Consider the following 14,843-nt stretch of genomic DNA (forward strand, 5'->3'; position numbering starts at 1 on the left):
CTACGGCGATTTCGCAGAAGGGATTCATGGCCATTTTGACGTTGGTGAGATCAACGTCAGAATTATCCGGCTTGACCCGAATTTTGACGTTGTAGTCGATGACGCGTTTCACCGCGACGAGTACTTTCATAGATTCCTCGCTTGGCTTTGGATGTTAAGCCGTTACTCTTGGATGACGCTGTTCTTGTCAGCGCCTGGTCATCATTGCTCAAATTCATGCAAGCGTTTGATAGGCACGCTACTAAAAAACCTTATCAACATGCCACAGCTTTATAAAGGGCGACAATACTCCTTATCTACGCCCTTGGTCGCAATCCGCCCGTTCAACGGCTGCAAGCCCGACTGTCGCACGATATGCTACATGTAGCGCGGAAGTGGATGACTTGAAAAAGATATTATGCCTATCATGAACTATAATCAGAAGCAAACAACCGTTTAACATTAAGTTTATGTTTGCATAAACTCATTCTACGCAATGTGTCATTACATAATATAAAACATGAAAGGTAAGGAGAAACCAGGGTGGAAAATAACGCTGCTGAAACCAATGCTGCTGAAAACAGTGCAACGGAAAACGTCGAACGCGATGTCATGGAATTTGACGTAGTGATCGTCGGCGCTGGGTCGGCAGGCCTTTCTGCCGCGTGTCGCTTGATGCAACAGGCCAACGAGGCCGAGCAAGAGCTCAGCGTATGCGTGGTCGAAAAAGGCTCCGAGGTGGGCGCGCACATTCTGTCGGGTGCTGTCTTTGAGCCCCGCGCCTTGCAGGAGCTATTCCCCGACTGGGAAGAGCGCGGCGCACCGCTGACAACGCCGGCCACACGCGATGAGCTCTACCTGCTTAAAGACGCCGAAAAAGCACAGAAACTACCCAGTGCCCTCGTGCCGAAGAGCATGCACAATACCGGCGGTGACAGCACACGCTACGTGATCAGTGCAGGCAACCTAACCCGCTGGCTTGGTGAACAGGCGGAGTCGCTGGGCGTCGAAATTTTCCCCGGGTTTGCCGCGCAGGAAGTGATTATTGAAGATGAAGTTGTCCGCGGGATCCTCATTGGCGACATGGGTGTGGCTGCTGACGGCACCCCGAAAGATGGCTACATGCCGGGCATGGAGCTTCGCGCCAAATATACGCTGTTCGCCGAGGGCTCACGCGGTCACCTGGGCAAGCGTTTGATCAACGACTTTGCTCTCGACGCCGGGTGCGACCCCCAGCATTACGGTATCGGCCTGAAAGAACTGTGGGATGTGCCGGCCGATAAACACGAACCCGGCTTAGTGCTGCATGGCTCGGGCTGGCCGCTGGATAGCAATACCCACGGTGGCTGGTTTCTCTATCATGCTGAAAACCATCAGGTTGTCCTGGGTTTGATCATGGACCTCTCCTACCAGAACCCATGGCTCTCGCCGTTCGATGAATTCCAACGTATGAAACACCATCCGGTTATCAGCCAGCACTTGGATAGTGGCAAGCGCGTGGCGTATGGTGCTCGCTCCATTACCAAAGGTGGCTTCAACTGCTTACCCAAGATGACGTTCGCTGGCGGGCTTTTGATCGGCTGCGATGCGGGCACGCTTAACTTCTCGAAGATAAAAGGCTTACACACGGCGATGAAATCTGGCCTGGTGGCGGCAGAAAGCGTTTTTGAAGCGCTCAAAGCAGGCGATGAGGGGGGCCAAGAACTCACCTCTTTCACTGAGAAGTGGGAAGCCAGCTGGGCGTATGCCGAACTTAAAGAGAGCGCAAGCTTTGGTCCGGCAATTCACAAGTACGGCACCATTGGTGGTGGCGCGTACAATTTCGTCGATCAGCTACTTGGCGGCAAGCTCCCCAACGTTCACGACACTACCACCGATCACGGCAAACTAAAGCCAGCGGATCAATTTGATAAAATTGACTACCCCAAACCGGATGGCAAGCTGTCGTTCGATAAGTCCTCATCGGTATTTCTCTCCAATGCGAACCACGAAGAAGACCAGCCCTGCCACCTGCGTTTAGCCGACCCAGAGCTACCGATTCGCGACAACCTACCTAAATATGCCGAACCCGCGCAGCGCTACTGCCCGGCAGGCGTTTATGAAGTGATTGAGGACGATGAAGGCAATCCCAAGTTCCAGATAAACTTCCAAAACTGCGTGCACTGCAAAACCTGCGACATCAAAGACCCCGCGCAGAACATCACCTGGGTCGCACCGGAAGGCGGTGGTGGGCCAAATTACCCCAATATGTAAGCTTCACCTCACACTATAACTACCGCTGCGGGCACGTTTACGTCTGTGCCCGCAGCAGCGGTCGATTTTATCGAGTCGGCAAGTTATCACTTAGCTGAGGCCCATTAGCCTTACCACCAAGGGAATCAACAGCGAACTCAGCACGCCAGTCAAGCCCATGGCCAGGCCGGCGAAAGCCCCTGTAAGCGTGCTCCGTTGCATGGCATAGGCAGTACCGAAACCATGCGCAGATAATCCCAGGGAAAACCCTATCGCCGTTTCTGAGCGCGTCTTAAGCATTTTGAACACCAACGGCGCCAACAGGCAACCAATAACGCCCGTCATCAACGCTAACCCAGCGGCAAGCGAGGGATAACCACCGATTTGATCGGCAATCCCGATAGCAATAGGAGACGTCACCGATTTGGGCGCTAGCGAGAGTAATAACGCATCGCTGGCACCGAGTAGCTGCCCAATCAATAGCGTGCTGACAACCGCGGTAAGACTGCCGCTAATACACGCGACGCTAAGGGGAACCAACAGGCGCCGTATGCGTTCCCGATGGTCAAAAAGAGGCACTGCCAGCGCGACCGTGGCAGGGCCGAGAAGAAAATGAATGAACTGCGCGCCTTCAAAATACGTATCGTAATCAGTGCCGCTCAACTGCAAAAGCACTATGATCAACACCATAGCAACAAGCACAGGATGTAGTAGCGCCGAACCTCCCACCTTACGATTCAGCGCCATGGCCAGCAGAAAGGCCATCAGTGTAATTACGATCCAGAACAGCGGACGGGCGGCGAAATACACCCAGAAATTGGTGATCTCCATACTAGCCTCGTACTACTTGCGCTGACGGGTTTCCAGTGTCTGCAACATCCAAGCGGTCACTATCAGCGTAATGAAAGTGCTTAGCACCAGCGATAGCAAGATCGCTAACCACTGCTGCGCCAGCACATCGGCAAACACCATCAATCCCACGCCAGCTGGCACAAACAATAACGACAGGTGGCGAATCAGCCCTTCTGCCGGCATACGCAGATAATCGGGCACGCGACCAAATACCACTAGGCCAATTAGCAGCAGTATCATACCGGCCACCGGTCCCGGCACCGGTATCCCTAGCCACACCATCAGCCATTCGCCGGTAAGTTGGCAAAGCAACAAAATCAAAAACCCTTGAACCATTTGAGCCCTCTTTACATAAGACCATTGTCAGAGACTTCGGCCACAAACTATTCCAAAAACTATTCCAAAAACTATTCCAAAAACTATTTCAGAAACTATTTCAGAAACTATTTCAGAAACTATTACCAGTGATTAGCAATGCGCCTGTGCGTCGTTATCACGTGACTTCGTCAGCACTTCAATCGGCGCTCGGTGCGCGACAAGCCGGCGCCGCCCGGCTTGGGTAAAACGCACGTCAATCACGGGGTTATCCGGCGAGCCTTCGACAGCGGCGACTTCGCCCTCGCCAAACACTGCATGACGTAAGCGCTGACCGGGGTAAAAACGCAGGTTTGAACTATAGCCCGGCTTCGGTTCATCCACTTGTGCCGCAACCACGGTAATATCATCACGCCCTGCTTGCTCAAGGTAGCGTTTGACCAGTGCCGGAGACGACACGCTTAGTGGCTGAACGCTCTCAGCGTCTCCCTGCAACCGCTTCGCCATACGCTGGCTATCTTGCCAGGCACTTTCCGCAATAAAGCGGCTGGGACGGTGCTCACCACCATCGTGAAGTAGCAAAAGTGCTTCCTGTGCCCGCGTTATCGCTACATAGAACAGACGCCGCTCTTCTTCCAGGCGTTCATCGGTCAAGGGATTATCACGACTGTAGTGGGGAAAATCCTCTTCATTGGCGCCTGCTACGGAGACAAACGGCCACTCTAGCCCTTTGGCCCCATGTACCGTACTGATCAGCACACCACTGGCTTGGTTTTCCACCGGGCGCTCTAACAGTTCGATAAAGGCATCGGGGTCTTGCACGCTTTCCGCTTGCTCGATTAATACGTCTAGCAGGCGCACATCTTCTTCGCCTTTATCCCGCCGAGCAGCGGCGCGTTTTAACGTTTTCTGCGCCTCAATGCTCTCGACCACATAATGCAGCAGCTTTGCTGGCGGCCAAGCGGCCAGTTTTGGCAGCTCACATAGCAGCGCCCAACGTTTTTTCAGCGTGCGCTTCTGGATCGGCTTTAAGTCTGCCAGCACCGGGTCGTGGCGTTCGGGCCAGCGCTGCGATTGCGCTAGTTGATGGGCTAGGCGACGAAGGCGCTCGCGGGCGACAAAGGGCGTGGGCTGTGCGAGCAGTAGGTGGATCTGCTCGGGGTCGTGCAGCAGGGCTGGGCGCCGCGCCAGCTTTAAATAGCCCGCCAAAGCCTGAACCAGCGGCAGGCGAAAAACGAAACGATCTTCGCGCAGCATGCGAAACGGAATCCCCGCCTGCAAAAGCGCGAGCTGAAACGGCACGGAAAGCGCCCAGCTACGCACCAAAAGGCACGCCTCGTTGAGCGCACGCCCTTGGGCTTGCCAATCCACCAGCGCATCTAAAAAGAAACGACTCCCCTGCCCGACCCCTAACCAGGTTGCCGGGTTTCGATTGTCGGCCAGGCAGAGCTGGTCAGGACGTCGGCGGTTAGCCGCAATAGCGTGATTAGCCGCCAACGCCAGTGCGTGACCATGGCGAAACGTCATGGAAAGCGGATAATCGGTGGCAACGCCAAAAGTAGCCGTGAAATTTTCCAGCATCGTATCCGGGCGGGCGCCGCGCCACTCGTAAATGCACTGATTAGCATCGCCAACCGCCATGACCTCGGCTTGCGAACCGGCAAGTACCGCGAGTAAGCGCTGCTGGGCGGCGTTTATATCCTGATACTCATCGATAATGACGTGATCGAGAAACCCTTCAACCCGCGACCGCAGGCCATCATCCGCTTCCAACGCCTGAAGTGGGCGATAAAGCAGGTCGGCATAGGTCATGACCCCTTCGTCGCGTAAAAGGCGCTCGCCTTCTTTAAACGCGGCTGGAAAGTAGTCGGTGTCGTCGTCAAACTGCAGGCGTTGGTGGAGCTCAGTCGGCTCGGCCATTTCCGCTTTCACTAAATTGCTGAAATGTGCCAGCGCCTCCAGGCGCTCTCCCTCCAAAGCGGCATCGCGACGTTCGGGCTCATCTCGCAACACGTTTAGGCTGGCTTGACGCAATAGCCGCTCAAGCTGCCAATCCGCTGATAGCAATCGCCGCGGCGAAAGCGCCCCCCAGCGGCACAAGCTTTGCGTTAATCGGTGCCCTAACGAGTGGAAAGTACGGACATCGGGCAGCGCTTGACCGGGCTTAGCAAGCTGCACCAAACGACGCTGAAAGTCATCTTTGGCCGAGCGGTTAAACATCAATACTAAGATACGCTTGGGCGAGACACCTTGATCAAGTAAATACAGTACCCGAGCCGCCATGGTGGTCGTTTTACCCGCCCCAGCCACTGCCGCCACACGGGCATGACCATTGGCATGCGCCACCACCGCTTGCTGCTGCACTGTGAGCTTCACTCTGCCCCGCTTGCGCTATCTGTCAGCTCATGACGACCTACGTGCCCAAGGACATGCCACTGCCCGGCACTTTCGATGCCGATCTCTATCGTGCCATCCTCTTGCTCTCGCGTCGTAGCGGCCTCGACCAGTTGATAGTAGACATTACGGCTGATGCGCGCCGAAAGGCCCTGTCGTACAGGTACTTGTGGCACTGCTTCGCCAGCGGGTGTGGATGTAATGCTTAGCGGATGATCGGCATCCAAGCAAAGTTCGTCGTCATACTGCGTCACCAGATACCAATCACTGCCGCGTTGATGCGCTTGTATAATTACAAACGGGCAGTCCTCGACCTCTACGCGCCAGCGTTCAACCGGCGTCACTAAGCAAACGCCCTCTGGGTCTTGACGCAGCAGGCTTGCAAGCAAACGCACCAACGCAGGGCGCGTAAAGGCACGCCCCTCGTGGAGCCATTGACCATCTGCTTTAATCACTAGCGACATGTCCCCTGCTAGTGGCGGGTCCCACTGTTCTACTGGTGGCACGTTGGCCGCACTTTCACACTGTTGGAGCAACCGATCTAGGTTCATTAAAGCTCCTCCCCTCAGCATACACTTAGCTTAAACTAGGCCTGCCTGAGCCAGCCCATCACGGATGTGCGCAGGCGCCTCAGGAGCCGCCGTGCGGAATAGGTGGTAAAAGTTAGCCGTGGTCTGCATCGCCACTTCATCTACGCTAATACCGCGTTCGTCGGCAATACATTCGGCAACTTTCACTACCCAGGCGGGCTCATTGGGCTTGCCACGGTAAGGCACCGGCGCGAGATAGGGGCTATCGGTTTCGATCAGCAGTCGATCCAGCGGGAGCTTTCGCACCAACTCGCGTAAGGACTCGGCATTACGAAACGTCACAATGCCCGAAAGCGAAATATAAAAGCCCAGTTTGATCGCTTCACGCGCCATGCCTAAATCTTCGGTAAAGCAGTGAAGAACGCCACCCACCTTTGGGTCAGTATGCTCGCGCAACAGGGCCAGCGTGTCATCTTTAGCTTCGCGCGTGTGCACCACAATCGGGAGTTCAAGCTCATGCGCGGCCATCAGGTGGCGCTTAAAACGCGCATACTGCACATCGGCAGGCACGCTTTCGCGGTAGTGGTAATCCAACCCCGATTCGCCAATGGCTACCGAACCGTATTGGTCTGCCGTATCGATAATATCGTCAACGCTAGGCTCTTGCTCCACCGTGTGCAGGGGGTGCAAGCCAGCTGAAATCACGACGTCTTGATGCTCACGCGCAAGTGCTGCCAAGCTAGGTACATCTTCTAACGTCACGGCGATAGCAAGAAACTGGCTAACGTCAGCCGCGCGGGCAGCCTCTAATGCGGCGTTAAGATCACCGCCATGGGTTTTATCGGATAAGCGATCAAGGTGGCAGTGGGAATCAACAAACATAGCGCACTCAACATTAGCAATGAGAAGAGAAACAATAAAACACTTATAGCGTATAGGAGGGAGCGGCCTTGTCTAGCTGACCTGCCAGCAAGGTTTCGATGCGATCACGCACGCTGTAATCCTGCTGGCTGAAATGCACGCCAATCCCAGGCATCCGACGACCAGTCACCCCCTCGGGTGACACCCAAATAACTTGGCCACTTACCGTTAGCCGCTCTTCGTCAGCGGGCAGTGTTAGTAGCAACACCACTTTTTGCCCCATAGCATAGGGCTTGTGGGTCGGCACAAAAATACCACCACGATCCAAAAAAGGCATGTAGGCGGCGAGCAGCGTCGGTACATCGGGAACGCTTAGCGAGAGCGCTTTTTGCGTCATATGGGGTCTCTCCTAGGGGCGGCTTACGAGCGCAACAAGGCTGCCCAACGCACCAACCATGCTTCAAGCACCAGCTGCGGGTTCGGGTTGGCTCCTACCGCTAACAAACGGCGCTGCTCGCGGGCGTAATCCAGCAGGCGAAACCAGTCTTGCACGCGGCCATTCTTCATGGCTTGGCGATACAAAGGCACCAAATCAGCGTTGTGCAGGCCCGTTTCATCTCCCGATAACCCGAAACGGATAAGGTCTTCCAACCAAGCGATACCGTACCACAGGATACCATCCAACGCTTGACGGTCGAGCCGTGCCGCTTCGCTTACTGGCTCGGCGCCGCGCATCAGCTGTTCAAAGCTATCATGCAGCTGGTGGCGAAGCGCCCGCTCTTCAGGCGCGGCTAATTCCAACGCCAACAAGGGCAAGCCACCCGCAACTTGCCACCAAAAGCGGGCCTCTTCTTCGCTGTGCAGTTGCTCCAAGAGCCAGGAACGGCATTCAGCATAGGCCACACTCGCCAGCGACCACTGCTGGCAGCGGGAGCGAATAGTCGGCAGCATTCGCGACGGCACGTCGGAAAGGAGAATAAAAAGCGTCTTATCGCCCGGTTCTTCCAAGCTTTTGAGCAGCGCATTGGCCGCTGCCACATTCATCGCCTCTGCCGGCGAAATCACAATCACTCGGTAACCGCTTTGCTGTGCGGTTTGGTTCACAAAACGGTTCACCTCACGAATCGGGTCAATGCGAATTTGACGCTTACCCTCCTCCGGCGATACACGTAGCAAATCCGGATGGTAGCCCGAGGCAAGCATCCGGCAGCTATGACACTCCCCACAGGCGTAAGTACTGGAGTTAGCACACAGCATCTGGGCGATTAACGCCTCCGCTAACGCTTGCTTACCGACCCCATGAGGCCCATTAAACAGAAGCGCATGGGGGAGTCGGCCATTTTGCTGCAAGCGCAACAGCTGCTTCCACATGCCGTGATGCCACGGTAGCACCGACGCTACGGCTACGGCCATGCTGCCACCCGCTTGGCTAACGCATCTGCAATCGCCACTTGCACAAGCTCCAACGACTCTGCCGCATTGATGACGGCAAAGCGCTGAGGTGCCTGGGCGGCTCGCTCAAGGTAGGCATTGCGGACGGCGTCAAAGAACTCGCCATGCTCACGCTCAAAGCGGTCACGCTCACCACCTTGATGCGATAAGCGCGATGCCACCCGATGGCTTGCAGCCTCCACCGGCATATCCAGTAGCAGCGTGAGATCGGGCTGTAGCCCCCGCTGAACGAAGTGCTCAAGCGTGGCGATACGCTCAAAGGCAATACCGCGCCCGCCGCCTTGGTACGCGTAGGTCGCATCGGTAAAGCGGTCACACACCACCCAGGTCCCACGCTCAAGCGCGGGCAAAATCTTCTCTGCCAAATGTTGCGCTCGCGCGGCAAACATCAACAAAAGCTCGGTATCAACGCTTAACGGCTCGTCCGGCACGGGGTCAAGTAACAGGTGGCGTATATCTTCCGCACGCGACGTGCCGCCCGGCTCACGCGTGCTAATAACGTCTTGCCCTTGGGCACGCAGCCAATCGGCCACAAATTGTAGGTTGGTCGATTTACCCACGCCTTCGCCGCCTTCTAGGGTGATAAAGCGCCCGCGCTGGCTCATGATGGCCTCAACATAATGGATGATGAATTACCGATTGCGTATATAGCGGTTAACGGCGTTATTATGCTCACGTAGCGTGCGCGAAAAGTAATGGGTGCCATCCCCTTTGGCGACGAAATAGAGCGTCTCCCCCGGCAGCGGGTTTACCGCAGCTTCCAGCGCTGCCCGACCTGGAAGGGCAATAGGTGTCGGCGGCATGCCATCAATTACGTAGGTGTTGTACGGGGTCGCTTCGCGCAGATCGGCATAACTGATGCTGCCATCGTAACGCTCACCCATACCGTAAATCACCGTCGGGTCGGTTTGTAGACGCATACCGCTCTCTAAACGACGTTTAAACACACCGGCAATTTCACGCCGCTCCTCCGGCGCGCCGGTTTCGCGCTCAATTAGCGATGCCATAATCAGGGCTTCATAGGGTGTATCGATAGGTAGGTCTTCACTACGCTCAGCCCATACTTCATCTAGCACCTGCTCCATCTTCTCCAGTGACTGCTGCAAAATATCTACGTCGCTCATGCCTAAGTGGTAACGGTAAGTGTCAGGGAAAAACCAGCCCTCAGGATGGACACCTTCACGACCTATTAGCGCCATGACCTCTTCGTCATTCATTTCTGCCGTGCGATTATCTAGCTTCGATGCTGTGTTAAGAAGTTCGCGCATTTGGCGAAACGTCCAACCCTCGGGCACGGTAAGCGAATAGGTCACAACGTCATTACTGCCCAGTAACTCAAGCATATCGCGGCCTGTCATTCCCGGTTGCAACTGATATTCGCCCGCACGCAGCTGCGGCAGTTTATCCGGCGCAAGCCGAGGTAACAGACGAAACGCCCAAGCATCCGTGATAGTGCCTTGCTCACCCAGTTCGGCAATCACACGATGAAAACCCGCACCTGATGGAACCTGATAAAGCTGCGGCTCTTCAAGCGCTAGCGGTGCCGAGAGGCGACTTTGCCAATAATAGTAAGCACCGGCTGCACTTATAGCTCCCAGCGCCAACACGACCAATAACGCCGCAAAAATCCGTTTCAAAACCCACCTCTTTTCATCATTTTGCTTCAACGACACAACGCGTTAAGAGGCAAAGCCTAATAGCCGATGTCCGGCCGCTTGAAACACATCGTTTGTAGGCAACGGCCAGCGCTTTTGCACTTGACCATCGGGCGTTACCAACGCCACCACCGGCCAAATACCTTGCACCGAGTTACCCACCCAAAGCTGCTCGACACAATGGAGTTCACGTAATGGCAGTGAGGCAACCACAATAAGCTGTAGTGATAAAAGCGCCTCACGCAGCGTGCCCGCCACCCCGCACTGCTCTAGCGGCGGCGTCCATACAACACCGTCTTGTTGCCAAAAAAGGTTCATGCTGGTGGCTTCTACCAGATTACCTTGCTGATCGGCGAGTAAACCTTCGGCAATATCATCGCGCTGCCACTCGCGTCGTGCGAGCACATTTTCCAACCGATTAAGGTGTTTAATACCGGCAAGCCGGGGCTGGTGCGCAAGCCGAAGGTCACAAATACACACATGAACCCCTTTATACCCGCGCGAAAAATTCGGCGTAAACGGCATGCGGTGGCTCAATAAGCGCGGCGCTGGCGTTGGCGGCGGCGCATAGCCACGGCCTCCGCTACCGTGCGTTACCACTATTTTAAGCACTTCGTGTTGCGGGAGCGCCTCACCCTGCTCAGCGGCTTGCCACGTGGCATCAAGCGCTGCGTCACTGGGCGTTTGTATGCCTAATACCTCACAGCCTCGGTGCAAACGGGCGCGATGGTAATCCCACAAAACAGGCTCGCCCTCGCGTAATAGCACAGTCTCAAAGACGCCGTCTCCGTAGGCAAAGCCACGATCATCAAACGGTAACATTGGAGACGCCGTCATTACGCTCACCATCGTGCGTTATCCCGCTTTACGACTACACCTTCTTGAACAGCAGCGAGCCGTTGGTGCCACCAAACCCAAAGGAGTTGGAAAGCGCTACATCGATCATCATATCGCGGGCACTGTGGGGTACGTAATCGAGGTTGCAGCCTTCCTGAGGGTTGTCCAGGTTGATCGTAGGCGGCGCTACTTGATCGCGAATGGCCAGCACACTAAAGACCGCTTCCACGGCACCGGCCGCCCCCAACAGGTGGCCAATCATGGACTTAGTTGAACTCACCGCCACATTTTTAGCGGCATCGCCTAATACGCGCTCTACCGCACGGCTTTCGGCCAAGTCGCCTGATGCAGTGGAGGTACCGTGTGCATTGATATAATCGACGTTTGCCGCGTCAATTTGCGCATCTTTAATCGCATTGCTCATGGAAATGGCCGCGCCACTGCCATCTTCGGGCGGAGCTGTCATGTGGAAGGCATCGTCACTCATACCGAAGCCTGCAAGCTCTGCGTAGATAGTCGCGCCGCGCGCTTTGGCGTGCTCATACTCCTCTAGCACCAGCACACCCGCCCCATCAGAGAGAACGAATCCATCGCGATCCGCATCCCACGGGCGGCTTGCTGCTTCGGGATTATCGTTACGGGTGGAAAGTGCACGCGCCGCAGAGAAACCGCCAAGCCCTAAAGGCGTGGTCGCCATTTCAGCGCCACCACACACCATCACATCGGCATCGCCATAGGCGATGGTACGCGCACTATAGCCAATATTATGAGTGCCGGTGGTGCAGGCGGTGGTAATGGCAATATTGGGGCCTTTAAAGCCGTGCTGAATCGCCATGTTGCCGGAGATCATATTGATGATGGAGCCCGGCACGAAAAACGGTGATATCCGTCGCGGACCGCTTTTTTGCAGCGCATTATGATTGTGCTCAATCATGGGCAGTCCGCCAATGCCTGAGCCAATCGCGACACCAATACGGTCTGCGTTATCTTCGTTGCATTCGATACCAGCGTCCTGAATGGCCTGCGCGCCTGCGGCCATACCGTATTGGATAAACAGATCCATCTTGCGGGCATCTTTAGGGTTTAAATAGAGGCTAATATCAAAGTTTTTAACCGACCCACCAAAGCGCGTATTAAAATCACTTGTATCAAAATGTTCGATGGGTGCAATACCGCTTTTACCTGCGACGATGTTGGACCACGACTCATCGACGGTATTTCCCACAGGGGTCACCAGGCCTAGCCCAGTTACCACTACCCTTTTTCGTGCCATTCGTTTTCCTCCAGGCATCCATGGTGACTTAACCCATTTGGATTATTTCTGCCGGTCACTTACTGTAAAAATGCATAGGCTACGTGCACGTTAAGACGCAACGTCGTTAATGTCGAGCATTTAGCTTTTAGCCAAAAGGCGACAGTATAACGGAGATCACCTGCCACGTTCATTGCTCTATACAGCAAAAAGCCGTCCTAAAGGAGGACGGCTTTTTATTTAGGCGGTCAGCCCACCTCGGCTCATAGCACTAACGCAGCCCTTACTGGTGGGCGTTAACGTAGTCAATCGCTTCCTGAACCGTCGTAATCTTCTCAGCTTCTTCATCAGGAATTTCAGTATCAAATTCCTCTTCCAAAGCCATGACCAGCTCAACGGTGTCGAGCGAGTCAGCACCCAGGTCTTCGGTAAAAGAAGAACCGTTTTGGATATCTTCTTCTTTAACGTTTAGGCGCTCGGCCACAACTTTTTTTACGCGCTCTTCGATAGTACTCATCTACGTACTCCAGTCGTTCACATTAGCGGTTTAATAACCAGCCGTTTGGAAACCGCAAGCCAAAAGCTGCGGGGTAGTTTATAGACGCCCTTTGGCAGACGCAACCGCCAAACCAAGGGCATCAACGCATATTCATGCCGCCGTTGACTTGCAGCGTTTCTCCGGTGATATAACCTGCGCTATCGCTGGTTAAAAAGCCCACCGCAGCGGCGATCTCTTCGGGTGCACCTAGGCGTGACAGCGGAATCTGCTTGAGCAGCATTTCGTGCTGAGCTTCCGGCAACGCTTCGGTCATGTCGGTAGCAATAAAGCCTGGCGCTACATTATTGACGGTAATATTGCGCGAAGCTACTTCGCGCGCCAACGAACGGCTAAATCCTTCCATACCCGCTTTGGCTGCCGCGTAGTTAGCCTGACCTAAGTTACCCATGGTTGCTACCACAGAGCTTATCGACACAATTCGCCCGAAACGCGCCTTTGTCATACCGCGCAAACACGCTTTGCTGACGCGATAAACGGATTTGAGATTGGTATCCATTACCGCGTCCCACTCATCTTCTTTCATACGCATGAGAAGGTTATCACGGGTAATGCCGGCATTATTCACCAAGATAGTCGGCGCACCAAACTGTTCGGTGATCGTTTTCAGCACGTTATCAATGCTTGATGGATCAGTAACGTTTAAACAAACGCCTGCTCCCTCAATGCCTTGCGCTTTAAGGTCGGCATCAATTTTTTCCGCCCCCGCATCGCTTGTGGCCGTTCCCACTACAACGCGGCCTTGGCGGCCAAGTTCATGCGCAATGGCACGACCAATACCGCGACTGGCACCGGTGACCAGCGCCACTCTGCGTTCTTGTGTCATTACGTACACCCCTTTGTCGAAAAAGTGCTCATCAACCTCGCGGCTAACGTCTAGTCGTTATTTGCAACTGTTTCGCGCGCCAGCTCTAGCGCAGCATCCAAACTATCGGGATCGTTTACCGCTAAACCTTTACTTCCCCGTACGATACGCTTATTCAGGCCGGTTAACACTTTACCTGGCCCACACTCAATAAACGCCTTCACTCCTTGCGCACTCATAGCCTCAACGCAATCTGTCCAACGAACAGGCTGATAAAGCTGCTCCACCAAACGGGTACGTAATGTATCTATATCAGCGTGCGCTTGTGCATCCACATTTTGAATTACACTATAGCGTGGTGCACGCAGATCAATTTCGCCAATAACAGCTGAGAGTCGCTCAGCGGCTGGCTTCATTAGCGCGCAGTGCGACGGTACCGAGACCGGTAACGGCATCGCACGTTTCGCACCGGCATCTTGGCACGCGGCAATCGCACGCTCCACGGCTGACTTAGACCCGGCGATAACCACTTGCCCCGGGGCGTTGTAGTTAACGGCTGATACCACATCGCCTTGTGCCGCCTTTTCACAGGCTGCCTCAACGGCTGCGTTATCCAATCCTAAAATAGCCGCCATCGCCCCTTGGCCAGCGGGCACGGCATCCTGCATGGCCTCACCACGCAGGCGCACAAGCTTTATGCCTTCGGCAAACCCCATCACACCGGCACATACCATAGCGCTGTACTCACCTAAGCTGTGACCTGACATTACGCCGGGGCGCGGCCCTTCCAGCTCTTGCCACACGCGCCAAACGGCGATGCTTGAGGCTAAAAGCGCTGGCTGGGTACAAGCCGTCGCGTTAAGTGACTCTTCGGGACCTTCTTGCACAACTTTCCACAGATCATAGCCCAAAGCATCCGACGCTTCTTCGAAAGTGGTTCCTACCACACTGTAGCGTTCGGCCAGCTCTCGCAGCATTCCTAGCTGTTGAGAGCCTTGCCCAGGGAATATGAGGGCAAGGGGTTGAGACATGTCGTTCACCTTTGCACTTGTTGGCGTTTGCTCATGTGAGCACAAGACACTGAACGGTCTGTTGTACCTTTTACCGGTCAGGTCACACCGCG

General features: G+C 54.9%; 15 protein-coding genes and 1 pseudogene. 1 reads left to right on the forward strand and 15 read right to left on the reverse strand.

The window, feature by feature from the left end; all coding sequences use genetic code 11:
• A pseudogene (locus HZS81_RS00005) lies at positions 1–130 on the reverse strand (electron transfer flavoprotein subunit beta/FixA family protein); the annotation flags it as partial.
• A 461-nt stretch (positions 131–591) separates the two neighbouring features.
• On the opposite strand from HZS81_RS00005, the gene HZS81_RS00010 reads away from it, so the two are divergent.
• The gene (locus HZS81_RS00010) at positions 592–2,232 is read left to right on the forward strand and encodes an electron transfer flavoprotein-ubiquinone oxidoreductase (protein WP_179928999.1); all 1,641 of its coding nucleotides are present in this window, start codon (positions 592–594) and stop codon (positions 2,230–2,232) included.
• Positions 2,233–2,322: 90 nt separating this feature from the next.
• Here the strand turns inward: HZS81_RS00010 and HZS81_RS00015 are convergent, their stop codons facing one another.
• The 14 genes from HZS81_RS00015 to fabD all read right to left on the reverse strand — a co-directional run bounded on the left by HZS81_RS00015 (position 2,323) and on the right by fabD (position 14,751).
• Complete coding sequence (locus HZS81_RS00015) at positions 2,323–3,042, reverse strand: LrgB family protein (RefSeq protein WP_179928511.1); 720 nt, start codon at positions 3,040–3,042, stop codon at positions 2,323–2,325.
• Positions 3,043–3,054: 12 nt separating this feature from the next.
• The gene (locus HZS81_RS00020; RefSeq protein WP_179928512.1) at positions 3,055–3,399 is read right to left on the reverse strand and encodes a CidA/LrgA family protein; all 345 of its coding nucleotides are present in this window, start codon (positions 3,397–3,399) and stop codon (positions 3,055–3,057) included.
• Between the two features lie 132 nt (positions 3,400–3,531).
• Positions 3,532–5,754 carry a UvrD-helicase domain-containing protein gene (locus HZS81_RS00025; protein WP_179928513.1) on the reverse strand — a complete coding sequence of 741 codons (2,223 nt, stop codon included), beginning with the start codon at positions 5,752–5,754 and terminating at the stop codon, positions 3,532–3,534.
• A complete protein-coding gene (locus tag HZS81_RS00030) occupies positions 5,751–6,323 on the reverse strand; it encodes a DUF1285 domain-containing protein (protein WP_179928514.1) in 573 nt (190 codons plus the stop codon). Before HZS81_RS00030 ends, HZS81_RS00025 begins: the two co-directional genes overlap by 4 nt.
• A gap of 30 nt (positions 6,324–6,353) precedes the next feature.
• Positions 6,354–7,184 (reverse strand): TatD family hydrolase, encoded by an 831-nt coding sequence (locus HZS81_RS00035; protein WP_179928515.1) that lies wholly within the window; start codon positions 7,182–7,184, stop codon positions 6,354–6,356.
• A 43-nt stretch (positions 7,185–7,227) separates the two neighbouring features.
• Positions 7,228–7,560 (reverse strand): PilZ domain-containing protein, encoded by a 333-nt coding sequence (locus tag HZS81_RS00040; protein ID WP_179928516.1) that lies wholly within the window; start codon positions 7,558–7,560, stop codon positions 7,228–7,230.
• A gap of 23 nt (positions 7,561–7,583) precedes the next feature.
• Positions 7,584–8,576 carry a DNA polymerase III subunit delta' gene (locus tag HZS81_RS00045; protein WP_179928517.1) on the reverse strand — a complete coding sequence of 331 codons (993 nt, stop codon included), beginning with the start codon at positions 8,574–8,576 and terminating at the stop codon, positions 7,584–7,586.
• Positions 8,567–9,220, reverse strand: coding sequence for a dTMP kinase (tmk, locus tag HZS81_RS00050; RefSeq protein ID WP_179928518.1), 654 nt, complete (start codon positions 9,218–9,220; stop codon positions 8,567–8,569). The genes HZS81_RS00045 and tmk overlap by 10 nt, the downstream gene beginning before the upstream one ends.
• Positions 9,221–9,247: 27 nt before the next feature.
• A complete protein-coding gene (gene mltG, locus HZS81_RS00055; RefSeq protein ID WP_179928519.1) occupies positions 9,248–10,252 on the reverse strand; it encodes an endolytic transglycosylase MltG in 1,005 nt (334 codons plus the stop codon).
• 42 nt (positions 10,253–10,294) lie between these two features.
• Complete coding sequence (pabC, locus tag HZS81_RS00060) at positions 10,295–11,107, reverse strand: aminodeoxychorismate lyase (protein WP_179928520.1); 813 nt, start codon at positions 11,105–11,107, stop codon at positions 10,295–10,297.
• Between the two features lie 34 nt (positions 11,108–11,141).
• On the reverse strand, positions 11,142–12,380 hold the full coding sequence (fabF, locus tag HZS81_RS00065; protein WP_179928521.1) for a beta-ketoacyl-ACP synthase II: 1,239 nt from the start codon (positions 12,378–12,380) through the stop codon (positions 11,142–11,144).
• Between the two features lie 262 nt (positions 12,381–12,642).
• On the reverse strand, positions 12,643–12,876 hold the full coding sequence (acpP, locus tag HZS81_RS00070) for an acyl carrier protein (protein WP_100819851.1): 234 nt from the start codon (positions 12,874–12,876) through the stop codon (positions 12,643–12,645).
• Between the two features lie 121 nt (positions 12,877–12,997).
• Positions 12,998–13,741: a 3-oxoacyl-ACP reductase FabG gene (gene fabG / locus HZS81_RS00075; protein ID WP_179928522.1), complete on the reverse strand. Its 744-nt coding sequence runs from the start codon at positions 13,739–13,741 to the stop codon at positions 12,998–13,000.
• 50 nt (positions 13,742–13,791) lie between these two features.
• Positions 13,792–14,751 (reverse strand): ACP S-malonyltransferase, encoded by a 960-nt coding sequence (fabD, locus tag HZS81_RS00080; protein WP_179928523.1) that lies wholly within the window; start codon positions 14,749–14,751, stop codon positions 13,792–13,794.
• Between the last annotated feature and the right edge of the window lie 92 nt (positions 14,752–14,843).

Source organism: Vreelandella salicampi, assembly GCF_013415105.1.
GTDB lineage: Bacteria > Pseudomonadota > Gammaproteobacteria > Pseudomonadales > Halomonadaceae > Vreelandella > Vreelandella salicampi.

Bases quoted from the DNA above. Each gene is read 5' to 3' on its own strand.
- fabD (WP_179928523.1), bottom strand. From the start codon at position 14,751: ATGTCTCAACCCCTTGCCCTCATATTCCCTGGGCAAGGCTCTCAACAG.
- HZS81_RS00010 (WP_179928999.1), top strand. From the start codon at position 592: ATGGAATTTGACGTAGTGATCGTCGGCGCTGGGTCGGCAGGCCTTTCT.
- HZS81_RS00015 (WP_179928511.1), bottom strand. From the start codon at position 3,042: ATGGAGATCACCAATTTCTGGGTGTATTTCGCCGCCCGTCCGCTGTTC.
- HZS81_RS00040 (WP_179928516.1), bottom strand. From the start codon at position 7,560: ATGACGCAAAAAGCGCTCTCGCTAAGCGTTCCCGATGTACCGACGCTG.
- HZS81_RS00030 (WP_179928514.1), bottom strand. From the start codon at position 6,323: ATGAACCTAGATCGGTTGCTCCAACAGTGTGAAAGTGCGGCCAACGTG.
- HZS81_RS00045 (WP_179928517.1), bottom strand. From the start codon at position 8,576: ATGGCCGTAGCCGTAGCGTCGGTGCTACCGTGGCATCACGGCATGTGG.
- HZS81_RS00035 (WP_179928515.1), bottom strand. From the start codon at position 7,184: ATGTTTGTTGATTCCCACTGCCACCTTGATCGCTTATCCGATAAAACC.
- tmk (WP_179928518.1), bottom strand. From the start codon at position 9,220: ATGAGCCAGCGCGGGCGCTTTATCACCCTAGAAGGCGGCGAAGGCGTG.
- fabF (WP_179928521.1), bottom strand. From the start codon at position 12,380: ATGGCACGAAAAAGGGTAGTGGTAACTGGGCTAGGCCTGGTGACCCCT.
- acpP (WP_100819851.1), bottom strand. From the start codon at position 12,876: ATGAGTACTATCGAAGAGCGCGTAAAAAAAGTTGTGGCCGAGCGCCTA.
- pabC (WP_179928520.1), bottom strand. From the start codon at position 11,107: ATGACGGCGTCTCCAATGTTACCGTTTGATGATCGTGGCTTTGCCTAC.
- HZS81_RS00020 (WP_179928512.1), bottom strand. From the start codon at position 3,399: ATGGTTCAAGGGTTTTTGATTTTGTTGCTTTGCCAACTTACCGGCGAA.
- fabG (WP_179928522.1), bottom strand. From the start codon at position 13,741: ATGACACAAGAACGCAGAGTGGCGCTGGTCACCGGTGCCAGTCGCGGT.